This window comes from Staphylococcus sp. HMSC059F04 (assembly GCF_001812565.1).
Taxonomy (GTDB): domain Bacteria; phylum Bacillota; class Bacilli; order Staphylococcales; family Staphylococcaceae; genus Staphylococcus; species Staphylococcus lugdunensis.
This window is the reverse complement of sequence record NZ_KV809470.1, coordinates 75,014-98,030: the sequence shown is the minus strand read 5'-3', so window position 1 is coordinate 98,030 and position 23,017 is coordinate 75,014. Positions and strand designations below refer to the sequence as shown.

Here is a 23,017-nt window from a genome sequence, read left to right as displayed (position 1 = left end):
ACGCTCCTTTATTTATATTGCATCTCGTTAAATGGTAATTCATATTGTGATTGGGTAAATGAAACCTTTTCTAAATCTTTTGGTGCGACGACAGTCATTCTTCCGTGAGAAATTGGAATGAAAATGCCTTCATCATCCATTTGTTTCAAAATGTGTTGATATTTAGCAGAACGCTGTTTATCATTTTGCATCTTAAATGCAGCGTCTATATCACGATATAATGCATCTTTGTGCGCAATACCTGATGTCGCACTTTCATAACCATTTTTCGCTTTAAATGCAGCAATTGTACTTTGCGGGTCATATAATAAGCCCCATGTTTGGTTAAACATTAAATCATAGTCACCTGAAGTTCGGCGTTCCGCAACTTTGTCAGACGTTTCACCATTAATATTTAGCTTGATACCAACCTTTTTAAATTCTGCTTGTAAAAATTCTGCTTGTTCCTTTTGACTTGATGAACCTTTGTCATAGTACAAGGCTAGTTCAAGTGACTTACCCTCTTTTTCACGAATACTACCCTCTTTAGACGATGCTTTCCAACCCGCTTTATCTAATAATTGTTGTGCTTTATGCGTATCAAATTGACGTGTAGGTATATTAAAGTTAATGTCAGTGACATTTTTTGCAAACAATTGTGTGGCTGGCTTTTCTTGTTTATCTAAAATATCTGTCGCAATCTTATTTCTATTTACTAAGTGACCTAGCGCTTGACGTACCGTTTTATCTTTTACAGCACTATCTTTACTTCCTGAATTAACAACTAGCATTTTTGTGTTCATTGCTTGGCTGCGTTTCACTTGATAATTTCCGGTATCTTTAAGCTGTTTTAGTGAATCTTTGTCTAAACTATCTGTACCTCGATCGTCGGTGAATGCAAAGTTAGTTTCGCCTTTTTTCATTGATAAGAATGCCGTCTCCCCAGCAGGCATCACTTTAGCCTGTACTTGATTTAATTTTGGCTTAGTGCCCCAATAGTCATTATTTTTATTGAAGTTAGCCTGCTCATCTTTTTTATGTTTGCCCATTTTAAAAGGTCCGGTACCATCAAAGGCTTTCACACCATCTTTTGTTGTACCATTTTTAAAATCTTTCGGTGATACAAACACATATGGTCTTGGCATCGCAAGCTCAGCTAACGCAGGTTGATATGCTTCTTTTAAATGAAGTTGAACCGTATATGTATCTTTAACTTTCACATCATCAATCAATGTTGATAATTTTAGCCAGGCATGTAATTTCTTATTTTGCTGTACAGCATCTATATTTTTCTTTACCGCTTCAGCATCAAATTTTGTACCATCATGAAACTTAACATCATCACGCAAATGGAAAGTGTAGGTCTTACCATCAGCAGATATATCCCATTTCCTTGCCAATAATGGCTTGATACCATCTTTCGTGTTACGTACTAACGGCTCATACAACATACTTTCTGCCGACATAGAACCACCATATACATGTGGGTTCATATCCCCAATATCTTTAACCGTTGTATAACTCAACGTCTTCTCTGATTTCTTATTCTCTAAAGCTTTGTTATCACTGCACCCCGCCAAAATCATCCCATATGCAAGCAACGTGACTGTTATTTTACTAAGTTTATTCATTTCTTTGCCTCTTTCTATGTTGAAAATGATTATTTCATTCCTAATCTTTTAAAACGAAATGATTCTTATTAACAATTATTAATATTTTCTATGCACTTGTCAATCATTATTAAAATAATTTAATATTTTATTGTTTTAATTCCTTTAGGGCCGATAGAGGTAGTCAGATTTCACATGGTTCAATCTTGTAGGTAGATATTTCTAAAAATATAACTATCGCTTTTCATTTTGTCCCTTTTAGATAAGCATTCTTTAATAAATTTAGTTTTATGCTATTATGCTTACTAAAAGTGATAATACTCGTTATATAGATTTCAATTTGACTATACAAAATATGCATGCAGCATCAAGGTAGACAACCCGAAGTCTTACCCATTGCTATATTATTTATTGCAGTTAAGCCATATAGAAACCTAAATTAGAAAAAAAGACTGCGAACTTAGTTAAGTTCACAGTCAGTATCATTTTAATAGCTGTGTCATGTTAACGATATCTATGACAGATTATATCCATTATAAATAGTTCTCAGCATACTCTAATCTAAAATGTTCATTCGTTTCTTTCTCTTTCTTAAATTCTTTTTCCGTTAGTTTCGTAATATTTTCCACAGCATAGCGCAACTTTTTGGCAAGCTGTTCTACTTCCCCTTTATTTTGCGCCACAACAAAGACCGTTAAAATATTTTCATCAACTATATCTTTATGATGTTGATAGTCTAATCTATAAAATTTCATAATACCGCCCCCCTTTTGTATATATACCCCTCATATTTTAAAACTTATCATGAAATTTAAAAAAAGCATGGGACATCAATCACAAAATATTTTAGTTTCTATTTGTTAAAATACCTATGTAACAGTAATAATGCTGCTACACAGGTACGCATGGTATATCTTTTCTATTCTACTTCAACATTTTTCCCTACAGGTTCCCATTTGATTGCGCTTGTAATAATTAATCCAACTAATGGTACGATACTTAAGATTAACATGGTGTTGGTAAGGCCTACTGCAGCTAGAATGATAGGGAAAATAAATGTCCCAATAATACTTCCCGTACGACTGACTGCTTCGACAAATCCAGTTGCTTGCGACCGCAAATATGTAGGAAATGATAACGCGCCAATGGTTTTCCCTTGTGTCCCTGGCCCACCTGAATGTCCGAATAAAAATAAAGCAATAAGAAATGTATTTAAGATCATTGGTAATAAATGATAGAAGACACCTGTCATGACCATCGCAATTAATACTAAAGCAAAACCAATAATCGTTAGTTTACGTGTGCCTAAGCGATAAGTTAATTGTGCACCAAAGTATGCTCCTACAATACCTGCAATATTAACAATCGCCGTACCTAGTAAAACACCTAATTTTTCTTTACTAATAATGTACGTAGCTATAATAGGAATATATAAACCAACGGCATAATATTGCATGCCTTGAAGTGTTGATATAGCTGTTGCTAATAATAATCTTTTACCATATTTAGGTTGAAACAATGCGCGTGCTGATGGCTGTCGTTCTTGAGAGCTAACGTCATTCGTCTGATTAGCTGCTAATTGAATATCGACATGATACTTTTGACGAATATAGTCGGCTGCTTGACCTAATGAGTAGTGGTTAACCATCCACGTTGGACTCTCATGTAAAAATTTTAACCTTAATAGATAAAGCACTAAAGCTATAATAGCACCAAATCCAACTGCTACACGCCATAGATGACTACCTGTACCCATTAAGAAGAATGCAATCACACATAGTGATGACGTAACGATGGCAACATACCATACGACTTGCCAATAATTGACGTTACGGCCTTTTTGCGCGCGATTACTTATTTCTGCAATAAAGGTAAAGGCAACTGGGCTGTCCATTCCAATTGCCATCCCCATTAGAAAACGGCAAAGCAATAAGATTGTTAAATTTGGAGATAAAGCTGCACCTAAAGAAGTGATTACTAGCGCTAATAACGATATCGATAAAATACGTTTGCGCCCAAATCGATGTGCGAAGACACCACCAAAAATAGCACCAATCAAAGCACCAATGGGTAAAGACGTCATAACCGTGGATAACATTGTTGGAGATAAATGAAATTGTTGCGTAAGTTGATCCGTCATTGTGCCTAGAATCGTAATATCATAAGCATCTAGAAAAATCGTTCCTAAAATCATAAATAATAACATTTTGGATGTATATTGTTCATCTGCATGATCAATAATACGAAATAAATCCTCTTTTGACTTTACAATTTCCACATGTATCATTCCCTTAAATTATGATTAATTTAAGCGTACGCAACGATTTTTAAGTCCAGATGAATTGAACATTAACATTCCGTTAAGATGAACAAGTGTCTACTGAGAATCAACTGTATGAGCGATATATTATCGTGCCAATTTTAACAATACGTTTAATGTTGTAACAACACCGTCTTGATTATGATTAAGTGCAATAAGGTTTGCTTTTTCTTTTAGCTCTGGATAGGCATTATCCATCGCCACTTTATAGGCTGCATTTTCAAATAAAGGCATATCATTATATCCATCGCCAAAGACAATCGTCTCATCGGCAGGAATATTAAGCAGACTCTGTAAAAATTGAATTGTCGTACCTTTGTCAACAGCTTTATCAGTAATATCAATCCAGCTTTCTTCTGCAGCTACAATATACAAGTCATCTTGGAATTCTGCTAAATCATTGACGTGGTTAAAACATTGCGCTTTGTAATCATAAATCGTAATTTTTAATATTGGTACAGTCAAATTAGCCAAGTCATCCACAAAAGTGACCTGTTCATATGAACCAAAGACCATTGACTTATCTTGGTCTCTCACGCTATTTTCTACATAGGCCGTTTCCGGTGTACAAACAATGATAGTAAGCTCTGGATCTATCTTTTTAATTTTATTGATCAATTGTTGACCTACTGCTGAATCTAATGTTTTCGTATAGATATTCTCCCCGTTCAACTGAATACGTGTCGCACTGTCACCAATAATAAATAAATCTTGTGACAAATCTCCCACAACTGCTTCTACACGTTCCACCTGCTTCCCAGTACAAAATGCAAAACGGATACCTTGGCCTTTCATTGGCGCTAGTAATGCTTGAAAATGCGCTTTATTAAACGTACCTTGTGCATTTAAAAACGTGCCATCCATATCTGTCACAACTAATTTAAACATATGTATTTCCTCCCATGTGTTATTTATTAATAAAGCCTTCATCAAAATGTGCTGTTCATCTCGATGAAGGCGTATGTTATACTTCCTGCATTTCTAGAATTGTTTCATTGCTAATTGTTGTTAAATCAGCATCAGGTGTAGCTGTTTGGATTACTTTATTTTTATGTCTAACTAATAGTTCTTGAACGAAATTACGTGCCCAACGACCATTGGACTTTTGTGATTCTTCAATATTCGCATATAGTTCTTCCACAATTTCTCTTAATAAGGTTTCATCAAATTGCCAATCTTCTTTTATTAATGTCATTACAACAATATCAGCCACTTCTTCTGGACTGTAATCTTCAAAGTGTAATTGATAAGGAACACGTGACTTTAAGCCTTCATTCGATTCTAGAAAGCGCTGCATATCATCGTTATAGCCGGCAAAGATAGCAATAAACTTATTACGATTATTTTCTAATTCCGTAATCAATGTTTCAATTGCCTGACTACCAAAGTCATTGTCACTTTGACCTTTTGGCGTTAATTGATAAGCTTCATCGATAAATAATACTCCGCCCATTGCCTGTTCGACTGCTTGTTTTGTATTCTTTTCCGTTTGACCGATATAATTACCAATCAACTTACTGCGCTCTGTTTCAATTAAATGACCTTTTGACAATAGACCTAAATGTTTAAATATTTGTGCTAATAATCTAGCAACAGTCGTTTTCCCGGTACCTGGAGCACCAGTAAAAATCATATGATAATTACTATGCGTCGTAACTTTGCCTTGTTCTTCTAATAATTTATTGAATTTTACTTCATTAATAATTTTATCTACGTGTTGTTTGACGTTAGCTAAGCCGATGAGCTGATGTAACTCTTCTAATAAATCATGTAACGTTTCATCTGAACGATCATCTTGTGATGAAAAGATCGAAAAGTCTTTATCTGTAATAGTCATTAGTGCTTCATCATCTATATATTCCCCGCTTTCAGAAATACGTTGTATTTGTTCTGACGTTAATTTTTCATTGAAATTTCGAACCCAGCGTCCATTACTATTATCAAAATTATGTCGATATTCATTGGCCAAGGCTTTTTGATAGTAATCAGCGTCAAATACATAACCTTTATTTATTAAATCAGCTTCACCAATTTGTACAAGTTGAGGTAACTTGTAGTCTTCAAAATCAAATGTGTGAGGTATTCTTGAGGCGAGACCTGGATTAGAGTTTTTAAAAGTAATCATTTCATTGGTATAGCCTGCAAAAATAATCATGATTTCTTCTCTATGATCTTCCATATATTTAAGAATTGTATCTATTGCTTCTTGACCAAATCCTTTATCTCCCTCGCTAACCAAAGTATATGCTTCATCAATAAACAATACACCATTTTTAGCGCTTTCTAGCACTTCCAACGTTTGTGTTGCAGTTCTACCAATATATTCTGATACGAGATCTTGACGTGAAACTTCAACAAAATTGTTTTCTTTAATGACTTGTTCTTCATATAATGCTTGTGCCATCAAACGCGCAACCGTTGTTTTACCGGTACCTGGATTCCCGATAAATAACGAATGCATGGCTGGCTTATTTGGTTGCAACCCTTTTTGTTGTTTGATTTTATTTATTTTAGAAATATTAATAAATTTTTCTACTGCTTTTTTAACACCATCCAAGCCAATAAGCTCATGTATCGCATCTAATGCACTTTTTTCTTCAGGCATTGCTTCTTCATCAAACGCATCCATAGTATCTTCATAACTATCATTCTCTGATTCATTAACTGTATCGTCTTCATAGAATTCGTCAAATTGAGTATCAACGTCTTCTTGTCCTATATTGTCATCTACATTCTGTGCATATGCTCCCTGATCATTTAACTGGCGCTGATATTCATCTCTGTTAATGACTTCAAAGCCTTCTCCTTCAGCGTCTGAAAAATTGTCTATATTAACAAGAAATCCATTAGTATTTTCGGTATTAACATGTTGTAACGATAGATAGCCTTCTTCTAAATATGCTTCAGAGCTTCCCGAAACAATAGTTAGTCCATCAATATACATTTGTCCATGACTGAACAACATGATGTCTATGGTTTCCTCTGTCTTATCGATATATAAATCATTTGCGTTGATTCTACCTTCTTGCTGCGCACATACTGTTTCAGTCGATAGACTATGGTTGACTTCAATATATGCATCTTGATTCGCTGTTAATCCATTCATTAAAGACTGATTAATTTGAGCACGTGAACCATTATCTACAAATATTCCACTAATTTCCTCTTCAGCATGAGTATCTACCGTCACTTCATTAATAGACACACTGCTGTTTTGATCTATATATAGTGCAATAGCTTGCTTCCCCTTTAAAATGACATTATTTATTGTCACATGACTATTATGTATATTTAGCGCATGATCATTAGGCTGTGAATTATCAATTGTTAAATTCTCTATAACAGCATTACAGTTCTCAATATAAAACCAAGAATCAATCACTGTATCTTCAGGTAAACTGTTACCTCGTAATTTAAAGCGCATATTTTGAAATTGCATACCTTGATTGAAATAGTGCTTTTGGTCTCCTAAAGACTCAAATACAATTGTGCTGTCATCCGGGATGGGCGTTTCTAGTACTAATTTTTCAAAACTAATTCGACGAAACCCTTTGCCAACAAGTATTGGTTTTTTCATTGTTATGACTCCCTTAACCTAGTTTTTTTGCCAATGAATAGAGATAAATAAACGAAAGAATGCCAAGAATCCACGAAAAGTTCCATATAAATAATAAGAATATGTATTTAAGTGCAACTTTTCCAGTAGCTATGGCAAAACCATGTTGTTGAATATCGTATGCATAACTTGATTTCTTAAATACTTTACTAAGTACGTGATCAACAACACACATCACAAATGGGAATAATAGCACATTCAAGATAAATATTATCATATTATATGTTATATGAATGAAAAATACATAAAACACAAAAAACGCAATTGAAATAATGATACGTTTAGTCCATGCCGCGGTATCATCTAATTTAAAGATGTTTTTAACGACATCCAAAAATCCTGTTGAAACTGAATCCGTCGAAGAAGCACCAAAATCGTTCTTCGATACGTGTGATGCATGATCACCTGAATGTGCACCGAATTGCTCTTGAGACTCTGTTGAATGTGTATTCGCTTCATCTGTAGTTGATGATGCGCCAACTTGCTCTTTTACATCACTGTCATGGCTTGCTTCTTGTTGCTGATCAGGTCGTTTTTTATGCTGTTGTGCACCTGCGCCAAACTGACTTCTAATATCACGTTTCTGAGATTGCTTAGAAGTTTGTTGCTGATTTGATGTTGTATCAACTTGTATCGGTTCACCACACGTCGGGCAGTGTTGTTGGAAATGATTAAATTCTGTCCCACATTGCTTACACTTCATTAAAGTTCACCCCTGAATAAAGTCTATGTCAAATGAATAACAAGACAATTTTTGTTTTTTGAATATATATAATATTTTAATAAAGTTTTGTGCCGTTGTCAGTACCTTATTGCAAAAATTATGATGCTTCACATTTAACTGAAATTTTAAAAAAGCAGTGCATTCTTTTTACCAATTATTGGCAATGAATGAGCAACTGTGAAAGATGATTATTAAGTGATTACATTCGCTAATAATATAAAATCTAATCCTAAGATAGAAAATAGCGACTCTAATAATGGTATATTATTATAAAGGAGGTATTATTTAAAATATGAAAATAAATAATCACAATAGCTTTTTTATTCCATGTGGCTTGTTTTTGGGTTTAGGATTAGGATTAATATTTAAAGAAATTGTAGCAGGCGCATTTTTAGGGTTAGCTTTAGGATTTTTACTATATATAATTTTCAATAAAAGAGATAATAAGTAATATTAATGCTTCGTTATTACAAGGGAGCGGAATCGCATTCATTATGAATTCGTAGTCCCGCCCCAGCAAGGTTGACTAGGATTGAAAAAACTTGTTGAACACTGCCAATGCACAGTCATTCAACAAGTTTTTAAGTAATTTTTCTTATGTTTGTGGTTGTCTTGGTAAGCGAATTTTATAAACGATGAGTCCGATAATAAAGCCTATAAGTGCCGGCAACATCCAACCCATGCCTATGTCAAATAATGGTAAGTAATGCTCACCTAGCGCAATTAACCATTGCGCGAAACTTGTGTTTACAAAGAATTCTGGACTTGCCTTTATACCATCAATTAACGCAGCAATCATTGTAAAGAATGTCGTAAAGCGATAAACAGTTGTTGAATGATTAAATAGTGGACTGATTAATGTCAATAAGATTAATGTAATTGCTAAAGGATAAATAAACATTAATACTGGTATTGAATACATAATAATCTTCGTTAATCCTACATTTGCAAAGATGCAGGCTAGAACGCTAACTATCGTAGCAATAGCTAAATAATTTTGTTTAGGAAATAATTCTGTAAATGTCTCAGAGAATGCAGTTATTAAGCCAATAGCCGTTTTTAAACAAGCAACAATAATGATTAACGATAAAATAATAATGCCGTAATCACCTAGATAGTATTGAGCGATTTGTGCCAATGCTATACCACCATTCTCACTTACTTTGAAATGGCCTAAACTCATCGTTCCCATCACCGCTAATAACGTATATATAACACCCATTGCAACAATACTAATTGTTCCAGATTTAAAGGTTTCTTTAGCAATCGTATTGGGGTTTGAAATACCTAATTTTTTAATAGTTGAGACGATAATAATACCAAATGCCAATGACGCTAAAGCATCTAACGTATTGTAGCCATCAATAAAGCCTTTAAGCACTGTGCCATGCTTATAATCTGGACTAATCGATGCATGATTGATGCTACCCATTGGATGGATAAATGCCAAAATGACGACAATACCTAATAATATTAAAAATATAGGATTTAAAAATTTACCAATATAATCTAATATTTTAGATGGTTTTCTAGCGAACAGCCATGCTAAAACAAAGAATACAATACTAAATATTGGTAGTAATATCTTTGCAGTACTTGGTGAAATAAATGGAGAAAAAGCAATTTCAAAGGATGTTGTTGCTAATCTTGGTAAAGCAAAGAACGGTCCTATAACGAGATATAACCCGATTGTAAATATGTATGCATAACTTGTACTTACTCTTGAAGCAATTTCAAAGACACCATTGGTTTTTGATACTCCTATTGCAATAATGCCTAAAAATGGTAAACCAATCGCTGTAATTAAAAAACCTAAATTGGCCAACCAAACATTTGCGCCTGCCGTTTGACCGAGATGGATTGGAAATATTAAGTTTCCAGCACCAAAGAACAAACCAAACAACATCGAACCAATAAATATATTTTGTTTTAACGTTAATGTATGATTCTTCATAATTCTTGTGTCTCCTATTTATGTGATATTTGTTATTATACATGGTTTTATTGTCTATTTGTTCAGATTATTCAATAAATTTTTAAAAAAGATGTATTTTCTCTCAAATTGTAAATTTAATCTTACTAAATTGCATCAAAATCTCACTGAATTGACCTTTTCAACATTTTAGCTTTCATTAAATTTTAACTTCTATGTATGCCTTTTCTAAGACATTAACCTCGGTTAACATCACCTTATTCTTGCTATCATGCTTAATGTATAATGCTTATGGGAATAATTATAAAAATATCCGAATAAGGAGAGAATGCCATGTCAAATGATGTTTTAATTGTAGGCGCTGGACCTAGTGGATTGGCATTAACCATTGCTTTAAGTGCCCAAGGTATATCATATAAGCTGATTGATAAAAATAAAGGCCCCGGCACAGCTTCAAGAGCCATGGTCGTTCAGTCACGTGTACTTGAATTCTACCGTCAATATGATTTCGACGATAAGATTGTTGAAGCAGGCATACCAATTCAACATTTTAATGTATATAAAGATAAACGTCTTGTTGGCAAATTACCGATTGCAAAGAAAGGAAAAGACGTAAGTCCTTATCCATATGTATTAACTTTACCGCAAGATATTCATGAACAAATTCTTGTAGAAGAATTAGAAAAAGTCGGTGGACAAGTATGTTGGGAACATGAACTTATATCATTTGATGACAACGAGACATTTATAAGTGCGACATTTCAACAACCTAATGGTGAAGAAGTAACTGAAACATTCAATTACATTTGTGGTTGTGATGGTGCCAGTAGCACCGTAAGAAAACGACTTGATATCGGTTTCCCTGGCGGAACATACACACAACTCTTTTATGTTGCGGACGTTGAAACGAACACACAATTAGATGGTGCTAGTATGGGCTTTCATGGTAATCATTTCTGTGTTGGTTTTCCTATTAGAACAACAGAACAATTACGCCTCATTGGTATTATCCCCGAAGAGGTAAAGACCAATGGTGAACCGCCTGAATCATTTAAACCACTGATACCATTTTCCGAAAATATCTTACCTATACACATTAAAAACATTAATTGGTATTCATCTTACCGCTCACATCATAGAGTAGCAGAACATTTTAGAGTAAATCGTGCCTTTATTTGTGGTGATGCAGGACATATTCATAGTCCCGCTGGTGGTCAAGGTATGAATACAGGCATTAGCGACGCCTTCAACTTAGCTTGGAAGCTGAGTAACGTCATCCAAGGAAAAGCTGATAAATCAATTTTAGATACGTATGAACCTGAACGCATTGAATTTGCAAAAAAATTAGTGAACACTACTGATACAGGATTTAAATTTATGGCGAATAGTCAAGTCGTAAAAGATTGGATTATTCCCTATATCTTCCCTACTTTATTACATTTGGATATTTTGAAGAAAAAGCTGTATAAAACGATATCTCAAACAGCTATTCATTATAAACACAGTGATTTAAGTATAGGAAATTATGGGAACATTGCTGGCGGCGATCGTCTTCCATGGATTCATATTGATTCAATCGATAATTTCGAACCTCTAAAATCTCGAACTTGGCAAATCCATATTTATGGCAAATTAACACAAGAATTAAAACAGTTCGCATATGATTCACAATTACCGATTTACCATATCCCTTGGGTTACACAGATGTCCCAAAAAGACATTCAACGTGATGCTGTATTTTTAGTACGACCAGATGGCTATATTTCAGTGTCTACAAATTCATATGATGTAGAACCACTTAAACAGATGATTGAAAAATATCACATTAAACCCTAAATATTAGGTACTTTAAACATAAGGATACCTATTGCTGAAGCTAACACATAACATATTTTTCAGTAGTGTCTTAAAATTAGCGTAATATTAAATATTTATCCGCAAAAATGCACTCCTCAAGGTTAGATTTTCAGTCTAACTTTTGGAGTGCATCTCAGTGTTAGTAGAATTTAAACTTAACACAACAGTACTTATGTCTTATACAAGTAGTGCTTTACTTTCTACTTCTTCTTGTAGTTGTGCAATAAAGGCTTGAATATCCATCACTTCATTATCTTCATGCGAATATTTTCTTGCTGAAACAACATTATTCTCTTGTTCATGGTCTCCAAGCACTAAAGTGTATGGAATTTTTTTCATTTGGCTTTCTCTAATTTTTTTACCTAATTTTTCATCTCTATCATCAATAACCACACGAATATTATTATTTTGTAATGCTTCAAATACTTTATTCACATAGGCTGTGTTATTGTCAGATACACCGATGATATTTACTTGAACAGGTGCCATCCAAAGTGGGAACGCTCCTTTAAAGTGTTCAATTAAGATACCAAAGAAGCGATCTAGAGAACCGAATATCGCTCTGTGTAATACAACAGGACGTTCTTTTTCATTTTGTTCATTAATATAAGTAAGATCAAATTTTTCTGGCATTTGGAAATCAAGTTGAACTGTTGCACATTGATGACTTCGGTTTAATGCATCTTTAATATGCACATCAATTTTAGGGCCATAGAATGCACCATCACCTTCATTAATTGTATATTTTAGCCCTAATTCATCAAGCACATTGGCTAAAGATTGTTCCGCTTCATTCCATAATTTTAATTCACCTAAATAATCTTCTGGACGTGTCGATAACTCGATACTATATGTGAAGCCAAACACTGAATAAATATAATCAATTAATTTTAGTATATCTTCTACTTCTGATTTAATTTGAGATTTCATAATAAAGATATGTGCATCATCTTGGCAAAATGTTCTTACACGTAATAATCCATTTAACGCCCCACTAAACTCATGGCGATGTACTTGTCCAAACTCTGCCATTCTTAATGGTAAATCTTTATATGATCTAAGTTCATTTTTGAAAATTAACATATGACCCGGACAATTCATTGGTTTTAAAGCATAATCATTTTCATCTACTTTTGTGAAGTACATATTTTCATGATAGTGATCCCAATGTCCAGATTCTTCCCATAGTTTTTGATTCATCATAAGTGGTGTTCTCACTTCATCATAATCATTTTTCAATTGAATTTCTCTCAGGAAATTCTCCATTTGATTACGCACAAATTGACCATTTGACAAATAGAAAGGCATGCCAGGTGCTTCTTCAGAGAACATAAATAATTTTAATTGTTTACCTAATTTTCTGTGATTGCGTGCTTCTGCTTCTCTTAAAAATTCAAAATAGTCATCTAACTGCGCTTGTGATTGGAAAGCCACACCATAAATACGTTGAAGCATTTTGTTATCACTATCGCCTCTCCAATAAGCACCGGAAACTTTAGTTAACTTAACATGTTTCACAAATTTTGTATTTGGCACGTGTGGTCCAACACATAAATCTAAAAATTCACCTTGGCGATATACTGATAGTTGTTCACCTTGATATTGCTCAATAATCTCTAACTTATACGGATTATCTTTGAATAAAGCTTTTGCTTCGTCATAGCTGACATTTTCTTTTACAATGTCTAAATTTTCACTTTGAATTTTCTTCATTTCTTTTTCGATTTTATTTAAATCGACTTCACTGATTGATTCATCCAAGTCTATGTCATAGTAGAATCCATTGTCGATGACTGGTCCTATTGTCAATAAGACTTGAGGATATAATCGAGTTAATGCTTGTGCTAGTACATGGGCGGCAGTGTGTCTCATCGCTTCTATACCTTCAGCATCTTCTAATGTATAGAAAGTGAGTTCACAATCTTCTTGGAGCGGGTAGGTCAAATCAACTAACGTTCCATTCACACGACATACGACTGCCGCTTTAAATAAAGACGTACTGATTGATTTAGCAACATCGCGCGCTAAGACGCCTTGTTCATACGCTTTTTGACTTCCATCTGGGAACTGAATATTGATTCGTTGATTAGACATGATAATCTCTCCTTAAAAATTTGATATATAAATAAAAAACCCGTCCCTAAACAAGGGACGAGTCTATTATTACCCGTGGTTCCACCCAAAATTCCATCTTAAATAAGATGACACTCTAGTCATGTATTAACGCACATGAAACGTTACATGTTTCCATGTAAATAATACAAGGTAGTAAACTTCATTTATGATTTAGGAACCTTTCAGCTGCCATTCCCTCTCTGAAAATCGTCCATAAAGTTCGTGTCCTTTAAATAATATTGATTTTTTATCATCATATACCTATTAATAAAGATAGTCAATCTGATGTCAGAATATTTAAAAGAAAATTCATATTTTAAACAATGACTTAGGAAGCAAGACAGCATTCATAATGAATTCGTAGTCCCGCCCCAGCACGGTTGACCAGGATTGAAAAAGCTTGGTATCCAGCGTACTTTCAATCCAGTCAACTACTGCCAATATAGCGTTTAGATCTTAAAAAAATGATGTTACAGATGCTTGGTTTGTCAAAGCAATTTTAACGCTTATTTTTTACAGTATCTATCACAGCATTAGATGTCGTTTACGAATCGTACCATCTTTGTGTGATACATTAACACTATAGCTGCACGCATTTGTCAAATCTACTAGTGTCAAATACATATTATGTCCTGCCCCTGTATCAATATCTATCATGCCGTTTTCAATATGGATTTCTTCTTTTGAATAACCCAATTTATAATTTGGCACATGACCATGGATAATTGTTTTGCCTTTGATTTGATGCTGATTTAATGCTACTGAATGATGCGCAGTTACATGTTCACACTGCTGTTTATCTATGGGGACCCGCACATCGATACCAGCATGCACAAAGATGTATGAATCTAACACTTTGATATACGGCAGTCCACTCAAAAATTTATGCCAAGCCTGTGCCTCGCTATCCTGTCTTTCTAACCAACGTAATTCATGATTTCCAACAAGCGCTATAGCTCCTTTGTTGACTAATTTTTGAACTAACCGTAATGTCCCAACCGAATCTGGACCATTATTTACATAGTCTCCAAGTAATACGAGTTGGTCTGTTTCTGCATTATATACTGTCTCACTTAGTAGCTTGATTAAAGCATCTCCATGACCATGAATATCTGAGGCAACTAATATTCGTTGCGGCATACGCTTGTATCAACTCCTCTTGTACTGAGTCCATTACACATCTAAGACTGCTGGACACTGCTTTTTCGTTGGTAGACCTCTAACGCGATTAATATCACTGATGTAATACCAATGGACATCAATGCCATCGCCATACCTTGCGCAGAGTCACCTTGTTCAAACTGGCGATAGATAAATGTTGATGAAGTATCCGTATTCGGTGGTCGTAGCATCAATGAAGCGACTAATTCACGCATAGAAATACAGAATATTAAAATCCAGCCAGATATCATACCCGGTTTCAATAATGGTAATGTAATCGTTCTAAATAATGTCCAGCCATGACTACCTGAAATTACAGCTGCTTCATATAAATTAGGGCTTAACGTTCTTTCCACATTTTTAATATTCTGTACGGCATATGGAATATAAAGTACAGTGTAAGCAACCATCAGAATAGCAATCGTATTATAAATAGGTAATATGTTGTATCGGTTATTCCAAAACAATATCAATCCAATCACAACAATAATACCCGGCACAGTATTTGGAAGCAGACTTGTAAAATCAATTAATCGACTTAGCATACTTTTGTGTTTTGTAATTAAGACACACCATAAACCAATGACAGTAGCCAATGTCGCTGCTATCGTTGCAAGCATGATACTGTTAAACAGTGCAATACCACCATTACCCGTCAATACATTGATAAAATTATTAATTGTAAAATTGCTAAAATGAAAGCCAGCAGCTAACTTTTTCATAAAGGCACTGACAAAAATGCTCGCGTACGGTAAGACAATCGTCACAAACAATTCAACCACAACAAACGTATAGCATAGTATATTCCATGATGATGCTTTATGAATCTTTACTTGATGACCTTTACCAGAATCAGCTTGAATATTAGTACGCGTTTGAACCCATTGTTGGAATGCCCATACGGTCATGCTAACGGCCAATAACAAACTCGATAACAATGCCGCACGTTGAAAATCAATCGGCCAAATCGACGCACTATGATGAATTTCTGAAGTAAGTACGTGAAAGCCAATTCGATTCCCCATTGTAACTGGTGTCCCAAACTCTCCAATTGTTTTAACAAATACTAATAGTGCCGCCATGCTGTAACCTGAGATAAATTGTGGCACGATGATTTTTCTAAAACGATACATAAACGAACCGCCATATATTTCAGCCGCTTCTTCTTGTGATTGATGTATTGTCAGTAAAGCATTTTTTAGCATGACATATAAAAATGGCGTTAAATGGCAACTCATAATAAGTACCATGCCAAAAAAGCTAAAGAAATACGGTGTTATATGTGCAAAGATAGGACTAATTTGCTCAAGCAAACCATTGCGCTGCATTGTCAGCATCCAACCCATAGCACCAATATATGGTGGCACCATGAATGGAATCATAATCATCATATCTAACCATTGATGTTTTACTAACGTCGTTTTAGTCATAATAAAACTTAATGGTAAGGCAATAACTGTACTTAGAATCAATACTGAAATACCTAAAACAATTGAATTCCATAATATTTTTAAGTGATAGCTTTCAAATAACTGTGATATATTACCTACAAAAGTATTTTCTTCAGACGGTACAAATCCTTTAAAAAGTATTAAACATAAGGGCATGATAATAAGCAAAAAGAGCACGACACTAGCTAATATTTGATTAGTTCTTAACATGAGTTTGTTTTGTGGCATATTATCTCATCAATTCCGTAAATTGTTTTAATACTTTTTCACTTTTGTCTGATAAATTTTCCCAATCATATTTATATTCTTTAATATCTTGACGTTTAGCTTTACCTTTTTTCTTTTCTGCAGCTTTATCTGCTGGAATTAAATAATGGTCATCCACTTGCTTTTGTCCTTTTTTACCAGTGACATAATCCATGTATTGTTTGGCCAGTTCTTTATGTTTTGATGATTTTAAAATAAATGCTGGTCTTGGTGAAATTGCTGTACCTGATTCTGGATATTTAATATCTACTGGTTCACCGTTCGCTTTAGCTTTATAGACCATGTAATCGACACCACCATAAACAACATCATTGTCGCCTTTAATAACTGATTCTAATGCTGGTTTATTAGCACCTGCTTGTTTCATACCATTGTCTTTTAATTTTTTATATTCATCCCAAGCTTTATCCCCTTCGTTATTCACTTTTATAGATAATAAATCTAAGGCAGTTCCTGATTCTGATGGATCTGGAATCGCAATTTTATTTTTATATTTAGCGTTAGTTAAATCCTTAACATCTTTAGGTGGTTGTTTTACTGCTTTGGTATTATATGACAAGCCTAATGCGCTACCGCTGAAACCGTAATAATAACCTTTGCTATCAATCCAATCTTTATACAATTTATTATGATTCTTAACTTTGTAAGGTTCGATTAACCCTTTTTTCTTATAATCAAGTGCAGCAGGTAATGATGCGAGTTGTACGACATCCGCTTTCGGATTATCTTTTTCTACTTCTAAGCGACCTAAAATTTCGCCCGTCGTCCCTTGAAAGACTTCTACTTTTTTGCCACTTTCTTTTTCAAATTCTTTTACCATATCTTTGACTAAATCATCAGGTCCAGCTGCATAAAGAACCAATTTATCTTTACTGCCAGAACTTGAGTCGGACTTGTTATTGCCGTCTTCTGATTTATTTTGACATGCCGTAAGTACTAAGACTGCCGCTATCGTTAAAACGAAATATTTGATTAACTGTTTCATTTTTTTATTCCCCCAAATGAATAAAGTAGTTTTTTGGTATATCAAATGTTAAATACACTGTATCTTCAATATCATGTAATTGCGTATCATAAAACATCACAGTTTCATTAGCGAGTTGTGCAGTATATTGATATCTTTCTCCTGTAAAATGCATTGTCTTAATGATTGCTTGATTTTCTTGTTCTTCAGCATGTACATGGATATTTTCAGGTCGAATCAATAAACCATATGTACCTTCTTTTATCTCATCATTCACTGGTAACTCTAATCCTTGCTTATTAGTAAAAATATGCGTTTGAACTTGCCCTTCAATATAGGTTCCTTTGCCAATAAATGTTGCAACCTTTTTACTTTGTGGATTGTAATACAATGATTCGGGTGCGCCTTGCTGAATAATCTTGCCATCACTCATCACAGCAATTTCGTCGGACATCGTCATAGCTTCATATTGATCATGTGTCACAAAAATAGCTGTCATACCATAGGTCTTAATCAGCCGCTTGATGAGTAATTGCATGTCTTCTCGCAACCCTGCATCTAATGCCGATAAGGGCTCATCCATCAAAATTAATTTCGATTGTGAAATAATTGCTCGCGCCAATGACACCCGCTGTTGTTGACCACCAGATAATTGATGAATTGCTTTATCATGTTGATCCGCTAACTTCACTTCTGCCAAAGCAACCATAACTCGTTCTTTCAATTGATTGGTATCTTTCTTTACCTTTAGTGGATAAGCTACATTTTGAAACACTGTCATATGTGGCCACAGCGCAAAATCTTGAAAAACCATACCTAAATCTCTATCTCCCGGTGCCATAAAAGCGTGTTGCTGTGACGAGAAATACACATCGTCATCATTAGTAATCACACCATTATCCGGTGTTTCCAAGCCAGCTATCAATCGCAATAACGTCGTTTTCCCACAGCCAGATGTTCCTAATAGTGACAAAAATGTTCCCTGTTTTACAGTCAAATCAATTCCTTGAATGACTTGTTTTGAATTAAAGGACTTTGTAATATCACGTAATTCTAAAACCACTTTCTCACCTCTTTCACTTATAACTATAGGAAAAGATTGTTAACGAAGTTTAAATATAATATTAACGTCTCCTCAAAAAAGTATATGTAAGCTATATAGATATATAGATAAAATTTATATTTTGGAGTGTAAACCGATGAATACAAAACAAATGCTTATTTTTAAACATTTTGTGGAATATCAAAATGAAAATATGGTCGCAGAAAAACTGAATATTACACAACCTACTGTCACATTTCACCTTAAAAATTTAAATCAACGCTATGGCACACCGCTATATCATAAAAAGGGGAAGCATTTTAAACTCACTGAAGCTGGAGAATTACTATTTCGTAACAGTAATAAACTATTGTATTTAATGCAGGAAACAGAAGATATTTTGGAAGACTACCGGCAGTCTAAGCGTGGCACTTTAAAAATCGGCGCAAGTCATGCACCGGTTTATCACATTTTGCCGCATATACTTAAAAACTATCTTCAAGCTTACCCGCATATTCAAATTGATTTGATAGTTGATACTGCACCCAATATTATAGAAAAGCTACGTCATCGAGAAATAGAAATCGGCGTTATTTCAGAAAAAGGCTTTTATGACGACGATATCAAAGTCAAGCGCTTTACTGATAATCCTTTAATGGTCGCAATGGATTGCCACCATCCACTCGCAGCTCAAGAACATTTAAGATTGACAGATATTACACAGTATCCGTTTATATTACATAGCGGGGGTTCTACTAGACAAAGTATTGAAGAATGGCAAACAGAAAATTTTGTGGATTTACCAGTACGTATGCAAGCCAATAGCGTAAGTAGTATTTTAGAAATGTTGAAAGACGCAGATTATTTAAGTCTAATTAGTGAGCGCGCATTAAGTAACAATCCATACATCACCGCTAAAACACTTCCCCATGCACCCGCTCCTAGACACATTTCATTAATTTATCGTGAGGATCAATATATGACACCTATTATTCAGAACTTTATATCATTAATGTACGAAAGTTAACATGCATTTTAGATAAAAATCAAAACGGGTTAACATGTTTAGAAAAATAAGACACCATTGTCTCATTTAATAAACACTACTAAATTAAATGAACGAGGTGTCTTATATATAAAATCGATCACGTAACGCAACATACGCTATCAATAGATATTGCCGTTTTCATACATTCAAATCATACCTCTTACTATCATAAGGATATTGAGGAAATCCTGCTCGAAGAAAAGATTTTTTGCTGTAATTTTGCACTAGACCTCAATGTCTGTCTAGTAATTATCAAATATCAGATTTGTTTTAAGTTGATCACGTTGCTCGTGTATACCTAAATCATTGAGCTTATTAACGATGTCCTTTTGAGCTTTTTTGGCTTCTGCTTCTGTTTTCACTTTAGTTGATATTTCAACGATATTTTGATTTTTTACATCCCAATTTTCAATTTTAATATCATGATTATTGATAGTACCTTTGTGACGTTCGAAATGAACTGGACCAATTAATGTTGGTTGTGTGATTGCTGCAAGCTTATTTTTGTATGGGCTCGTGGCAAATGATTTAAATAATGTTAAGCTTTGAGCTGCATTAGGCATTTCTAACCCTTTTAAATCTGTATCTGCTTTGGCTTCCTTTGTTACACTTAGTGTTTGACTATTCTCGCCATACTCAACTTCAAACTCGTCACCATTGTAACCGTCTGCTTTCGCTTGTTTAATTGCTTGATCTACTTGATTATTTACGATTGGATAACGCTTTTTGTACTGTAATGCATATTTTTTATCCTTTTCACTTTTTCGCAGTCTATATGTGATTTTATCTTTGTAATTTGAACGTTCTTTGTTATCAAGAAAAGCGACGTTAAAGTCTTCATCTTTATCTTCAGAACTCAGTGCTTCTAAAACATCATGTTTAATATGACGATTATCTTTGACCACTTTATCACTATCGACATATACTTTCACCTCATATTGATCTGCTGCAGCATATGTATAGTGATGTGTAATACCGCTGCACATCAATAATACTGTTGTAGCTATACCCACTTTTATACCTTTCAATTTCATATACATTCCTCCTTTAATACTAATGATAGAAGAATAATATGACCTCAGTTTAAGATTTTTGTTAAATCACCACTAATTTTTATAAACATATTCTATAGTTATATTTATTATACCGCGAATGCATTTTTAATTATTTAAGCGTGTCTTCCATTTTTGTGATAAAAGTCAGTATAGAAGCAAATTGCACTGTTTGATATAACGTGATAAATTTTTAAAGGGAGTTGTTTTTATATATGAAAATTACGATGTATATTTTTTCTTTATTGATTTGCTTTATTGGATTCTTTGTCACATATTATTTGTTTGAATTAATCGTAGGTAACCCTATTACAGTTGGGGAAGGTTTAGTAGGCGCTCTAGGATTTACATGTGTTATTGGTATTTTTTCACTCTTGTCTCTTTTTTTAAAAAGAAATAACGATAAATAGTTCTGTTAAAAGTGATTACCATGAATACGCAAACGCTATCGGTTTCTACTAGGAGCATTTTCCACGTCTATGTTTCATGTGAAACTTTATTATTTTCTTACTAATTTTGGGCTAGACAACTACTGCCAATATATAGTTCATAGCATCAAACATGATTATGTTTCGAACTGATTTTATCCATAATATAACTAACGGTTGAAAAAAGAAGTAAAAACATTTGCTCTTCAGTTGATGTTAAGTAGGTTACAATTACTGCTATAAGGAATATGATTACATAGCCTAGCCATTGATTGTGCACTATATTCATAATCAATTTAGTACTATAATTACACGTAGCAATAAATGTTATCACATACAGTGCAATCACAATTATACTAGGTATTTCAAACTGGTAGTGCTTAACTATTTTTAAGCCTAACCCTAGCAGCACAATCATTGGAAATAGTGCAAAATAAATAAACTGACTACTTGGAATATCAATACTTTCTTTAAATTTTTCCATATTAAAATCTGGTTTATCTTTTTCTTGCATAAACAAAGTATTGATATGATTGATTTGTTGCATCGTACGCCTGATATATAAATAAAAAGGTACCATCATTATCATGAATAACACATTGATACTAATATACTGCAACCATGATTGTGTATTTATGAAGTCTTCAAGCCACACATCTAACTTGTGATTTAGACCAAACATGTAATAACAGCCTAGCGTAACGAATATAACTAACATCATGCTGTATTTACCTTTCATGGTTGTTCCTCCTTTAAATTCAAGGTGCGTCATAACACATCTTGAATCTTCATTACCTTCATGATTGCAGTCAATGCATATCGTTTCTATCAGCTGATTCGTCATTTATTATGCTGATTCATCTCTTTTGTCCATCTAAGTACAAAGACAATAACAACAACACCAAATATTGCCGCAAATAACCAATCTTGCTTTACAATAAAGACAATTGTCGAAATAACAAAAACCATGGCAATAAGCATTCTTAGTACATTTTTAGACATCGTTATCCTCCTTTGATGAGAGACTTTAGCTTAATCATATGCTTTATATCTAACGCTGAACATTTGAATTCAATATAAAGCATGTACTTTTCCATTTAAGTATAAGATATATGCAACTCGTATGTTGTGACTTAAATCATAATACATACAATTGTCATTTTATATTTACATAAATTACAAATAAAAATGGAAAGCATATTTTCAATCCCGTCAACTACTGACAATATAGCGTTTAGCGCCTAAAAAAATTATATCCTAGACTTATTTTAATTCCTATAGCTATGCGAATACCTCAGACAATTCAGTGGTGGTATAATGGGCAGCACTATCTTTAAACTTATGTATTGCGTGTCTCATGTATGTTTGCTGTTCATCTTTACTTAAACACTGCCAACCCAACCTTCTTCGCTCAATCCAACGACTAAACTTCCTTTAATAACACACCTTC

Annotated in this window: 19 protein-coding genes and 1 other annotated feature; of the genes, 4 read left to right on the top strand and 15 right to left on the bottom strand. The window is 33.9% G+C overall.

Going from position 1 to position 23,017, the window contains the following annotated elements:
• Positions 1-8 precede the first annotated feature (8 nt).
• From nikA to HMPREF2864_RS07435, 6 genes are all read right to left on the bottom strand, one after another.
• Positions 9-1,610 carry a staphylopine-dependent metal ABC transporter substrate-binding lipoprotein gene (gene nikA / locus HMPREF2864_RS07460; RefSeq protein WP_070545352.1) on the bottom strand — a complete coding sequence of 534 codons (1,602 nt, stop codon included), beginning with the start codon at positions 1,608-1,610 and terminating at the stop codon, positions 9-11.
• A gap of 512 nt (positions 1,611-2,122) precedes the next feature.
• Positions 2,123-2,344 (bottom strand): hypothetical protein, encoded by a 222-nt coding sequence (locus HMPREF2864_RS07455; protein WP_002460843.1) that lies wholly within the window; start codon positions 2,342-2,344, stop codon positions 2,123-2,125.
• 164 nt (positions 2,345-2,508) lie between these two features.
• Positions 2,509-3,867, bottom strand: coding sequence for an MFS transporter (locus tag HMPREF2864_RS07450; RefSeq protein ID WP_070545354.1), 1,359 nt, complete (start codon positions 3,865-3,867; stop codon positions 2,509-2,511).
• A 129-nt stretch (positions 3,868-3,996) separates the two neighbouring features.
• Positions 3,997-4,797, bottom strand: coding sequence for a Cof-type HAD-IIB family hydrolase (locus HMPREF2864_RS07445; protein ID WP_070545356.1), 801 nt, complete (start codon positions 4,795-4,797; stop codon positions 3,997-3,999).
• A gap of 76 nt (positions 4,798-4,873) precedes the next feature.
• Complete coding sequence (locus HMPREF2864_RS07440; RefSeq protein ID WP_070545358.1) at positions 4,874-7,486, bottom strand: AAA family ATPase; 2,613 nt, start codon at positions 7,484-7,486, stop codon at positions 4,874-4,876.
• Positions 7,487-7,499: 13 nt separating this feature from the next.
• Positions 7,500-8,228, bottom strand: a complete 729-nt coding sequence (locus HMPREF2864_RS07435; RefSeq protein WP_002491961.1) for a zinc ribbon domain-containing protein — start codon at positions 8,226-8,228, stop codon at positions 7,500-7,502.
• A gap of 313 nt (positions 8,229-8,541) precedes the next feature.
• Between HMPREF2864_RS07435 and HMPREF2864_RS12185 the strand changes: the two genes are divergently transcribed.
• Complete coding sequence (locus HMPREF2864_RS12185) at positions 8,542-8,700, top strand: hypothetical protein (RefSeq protein WP_002460855.1); 159 nt, start codon at positions 8,542-8,544, stop codon at positions 8,698-8,700.
• Positions 8,701-8,844: 144 nt separating this feature from the next.
• Here HMPREF2864_RS12185 and brnQ read toward each other — a convergent pair whose 3' ends face one another.
• Complete coding sequence (gene brnQ / locus HMPREF2864_RS07430) at positions 8,845-10,203, bottom strand: branched-chain amino acid transport system II carrier protein (RefSeq protein WP_002460857.1); 1,359 nt, start codon at positions 10,201-10,203, stop codon at positions 8,845-8,847.
• Between the two features lie 312 nt (positions 10,204-10,515).
• Between brnQ and HMPREF2864_RS07425 the strand changes: the two genes are divergently transcribed.
• Positions 10,516-12,018: an FAD-dependent monooxygenase gene (locus HMPREF2864_RS07425; RefSeq protein WP_070545360.1), complete on the top strand. Its 1,503-nt coding sequence runs from the start codon at positions 10,516-10,518 to the stop codon at positions 12,016-12,018.
• A gap of 198 nt (positions 12,019-12,216) precedes the next feature.
• Here the strand turns inward: HMPREF2864_RS07425 and thrS are convergent, their stop codons facing one another.
• The 5 genes from thrS to HMPREF2864_RS07400 all read right to left on the bottom strand — a co-directional run bounded on the left by thrS (position 12,217) and on the right by HMPREF2864_RS07400 (position 19,060).
• Positions 12,217-14,133 (bottom strand): threonine--tRNA ligase, encoded by a 1,917-nt coding sequence (gene thrS / locus HMPREF2864_RS07420; RefSeq protein WP_002491985.1) that lies wholly within the window; start codon positions 14,131-14,133, stop codon positions 12,217-12,219.
• Positions 14,134-14,183: 50 nt separating this feature from the next.
• Positions 14,184-14,398, bottom strand: a binding site (T-box leader).
• Positions 14,399-14,679: 281 nt separating this feature from the next.
• Entirely contained in the window at positions 14,680-15,294 is a 615-nt protein-coding gene (locus HMPREF2864_RS07415) for a metallophosphoesterase (RefSeq protein ID WP_070545363.1), read from the bottom strand.
• Positions 15,295-15,335: 41 nt separating this feature from the next.
• Positions 15,336-16,994 carry an ABC transporter permease gene (locus HMPREF2864_RS07410; RefSeq protein ID WP_070545365.1) on the bottom strand — a complete coding sequence of 553 codons (1,659 nt, stop codon included), beginning with the start codon at positions 16,992-16,994 and terminating at the stop codon, positions 15,336-15,338.
• A 1-nt stretch (position 16,995) separates the two neighbouring features.
• Positions 16,996-18,018 (bottom strand): extracellular solute-binding protein, encoded by a 1,023-nt coding sequence (locus HMPREF2864_RS07405; RefSeq protein ID WP_070545367.1) that lies wholly within the window; start codon positions 18,016-18,018, stop codon positions 16,996-16,998.
• A 4-nt stretch (positions 18,019-18,022) separates the two neighbouring features.
• Positions 18,023-19,060, bottom strand: a complete 1,038-nt coding sequence (locus HMPREF2864_RS07400) for an ABC transporter ATP-binding protein (protein ID WP_070545369.1) — start codon at positions 19,058-19,060, stop codon at positions 18,023-18,025.
• 136 nt (positions 19,061-19,196) lie between these two features.
• Here HMPREF2864_RS07400 and HMPREF2864_RS07395 point away from each other — a divergent pair, with 136 nt between their 5' ends.
• Positions 19,197-20,066 carry a LysR family transcriptional regulator gene (locus tag HMPREF2864_RS07395; RefSeq protein WP_002460873.1) on the top strand — a complete coding sequence of 290 codons (870 nt, stop codon included), beginning with the start codon at positions 19,197-19,199 and terminating at the stop codon, positions 20,064-20,066.
• 263 nt (positions 20,067-20,329) lie between these two features.
• Here the strand turns inward: HMPREF2864_RS07395 and HMPREF2864_RS07390 are convergent, their stop codons facing one another.
• Complete coding sequence (locus tag HMPREF2864_RS07390) at positions 20,330-21,121, bottom strand: hypothetical protein (protein ID WP_070545371.1); 792 nt, start codon at positions 21,119-21,121, stop codon at positions 20,330-20,332.
• Between the two features lie 233 nt (positions 21,122-21,354).
• On the opposite strand from HMPREF2864_RS07390, the gene HMPREF2864_RS07385 reads away from it, so the two are divergent.
• Positions 21,355-21,549, top strand: a complete 195-nt coding sequence (locus tag HMPREF2864_RS07385) for a stage V sporulation protein AC (protein WP_070545373.1) — start codon at positions 21,355-21,357, stop codon at positions 21,547-21,549.
• Positions 21,550-21,694: 145 nt separating this feature from the next.
• Here HMPREF2864_RS07385 and HMPREF2864_RS07380 read toward each other — a convergent pair whose 3' ends face one another.
• Together HMPREF2864_RS07380 and HMPREF2864_RS12180 are read right to left on the bottom strand one after the other, a co-directional pair.
• The gene (locus HMPREF2864_RS07380) at positions 21,695-22,306 is read right to left on the bottom strand and encodes a hypothetical protein (RefSeq protein ID WP_070545375.1); all 612 of its coding nucleotides are present in this window, start codon (positions 22,304-22,306) and stop codon (positions 21,695-21,697) included.
• Positions 22,307-22,407: 101 nt separating this feature from the next.
• A complete protein-coding gene (locus tag HMPREF2864_RS12180; protein ID WP_002460879.1) occupies positions 22,408-22,569 on the bottom strand; it encodes a hypothetical protein in 162 nt (53 codons plus the stop codon).
• Positions 22,570-23,017 lie beyond the last annotated feature (448 nt).

Coding starts and splice junctions, on each gene's coding strand:
- nikA (WP_070545352.1), bottom strand. CDS start 1,610: ATGAATAAACTTAGTAAAATAACAGTCACGTTGCTTGCATATGGGATG.
- HMPREF2864_RS07390 (WP_070545371.1), bottom strand. CDS start 21,121: ATGAAATTGAAAGGTATAAAAGTGGGTATAGCTACAACAGTATTATTG.
- HMPREF2864_RS07385 (WP_070545373.1), top strand. CDS start 21,355: ATGAAAATTACGATGTATATTTTTTCTTTATTGATTTGCTTTATTGGA.
- HMPREF2864_RS07425 (WP_070545360.1), top strand. CDS start 10,516: ATGTCAAATGATGTTTTAATTGTAGGCGCTGGACCTAGTGGATTGGCA.
- thrS (WP_002491985.1), bottom strand. CDS start 14,133: ATGTCTAATCAACGAATCAATATTCAGTTCCCAGATGGAAGTCAAAAA.
- HMPREF2864_RS07410 (WP_070545365.1), bottom strand. CDS start 16,994: ATGCCACAAAACAAACTCATGTTAAGAACTAATCAAATATTAGCTAGT.
- HMPREF2864_RS07455 (WP_002460843.1), bottom strand. CDS start 2,344: ATGAAATTTTATAGATTAGACTATCAACATCATAAAGATATAGTTGAT.
- HMPREF2864_RS07415 (WP_070545363.1), bottom strand. CDS start 15,294: ATGCCGCAACGAATATTAGTTGCCTCAGATATTCATGGTCATGGAGAT.
- HMPREF2864_RS07380 (WP_070545375.1), bottom strand. CDS start 22,306: ATGAAAGGTAAATACAGCATGATGTTAGTTATATTCGTTACGCTAGGC.
- HMPREF2864_RS12180 (WP_002460879.1), bottom strand. CDS start 22,569: ATGTCTAAAAATGTACTAAGAATGCTTATTGCCATGGTTTTTGTTATT.
- HMPREF2864_RS07440 (WP_070545358.1), bottom strand. CDS start 7,486: ATGAAAAAACCAATACTTGTTGGCAAAGGGTTTCGTCGAATTAGTTTT.
- HMPREF2864_RS07445 (WP_070545356.1), bottom strand. CDS start 4,797: ATGTTTAAATTAGTTGTGACAGATATGGATGGCACGTTTTTAAATGCA.
- HMPREF2864_RS12185 (WP_002460855.1), top strand. CDS start 8,542: ATGAAAATAAATAATCACAATAGCTTTTTTATTCCATGTGGCTTGTTT.
- HMPREF2864_RS07435 (WP_002491961.1), bottom strand. CDS start 8,228: ATGAAGTGTAAGCAATGTGGGACAGAATTTAATCATTTCCAACAACAC.
- brnQ (WP_002460857.1), bottom strand. CDS start 10,203: ATGAAGAATCATACATTAACGTTAAAACAAAATATATTTATTGGTTCG.
- HMPREF2864_RS07395 (WP_002460873.1), top strand. CDS start 19,197: ATGAATACAAAACAAATGCTTATTTTTAAACATTTTGTGGAATATCAA.
- HMPREF2864_RS07405 (WP_070545367.1), bottom strand. CDS start 18,018: ATGAAACAGTTAATCAAATATTTCGTTTTAACGATAGCGGCAGTCTTA.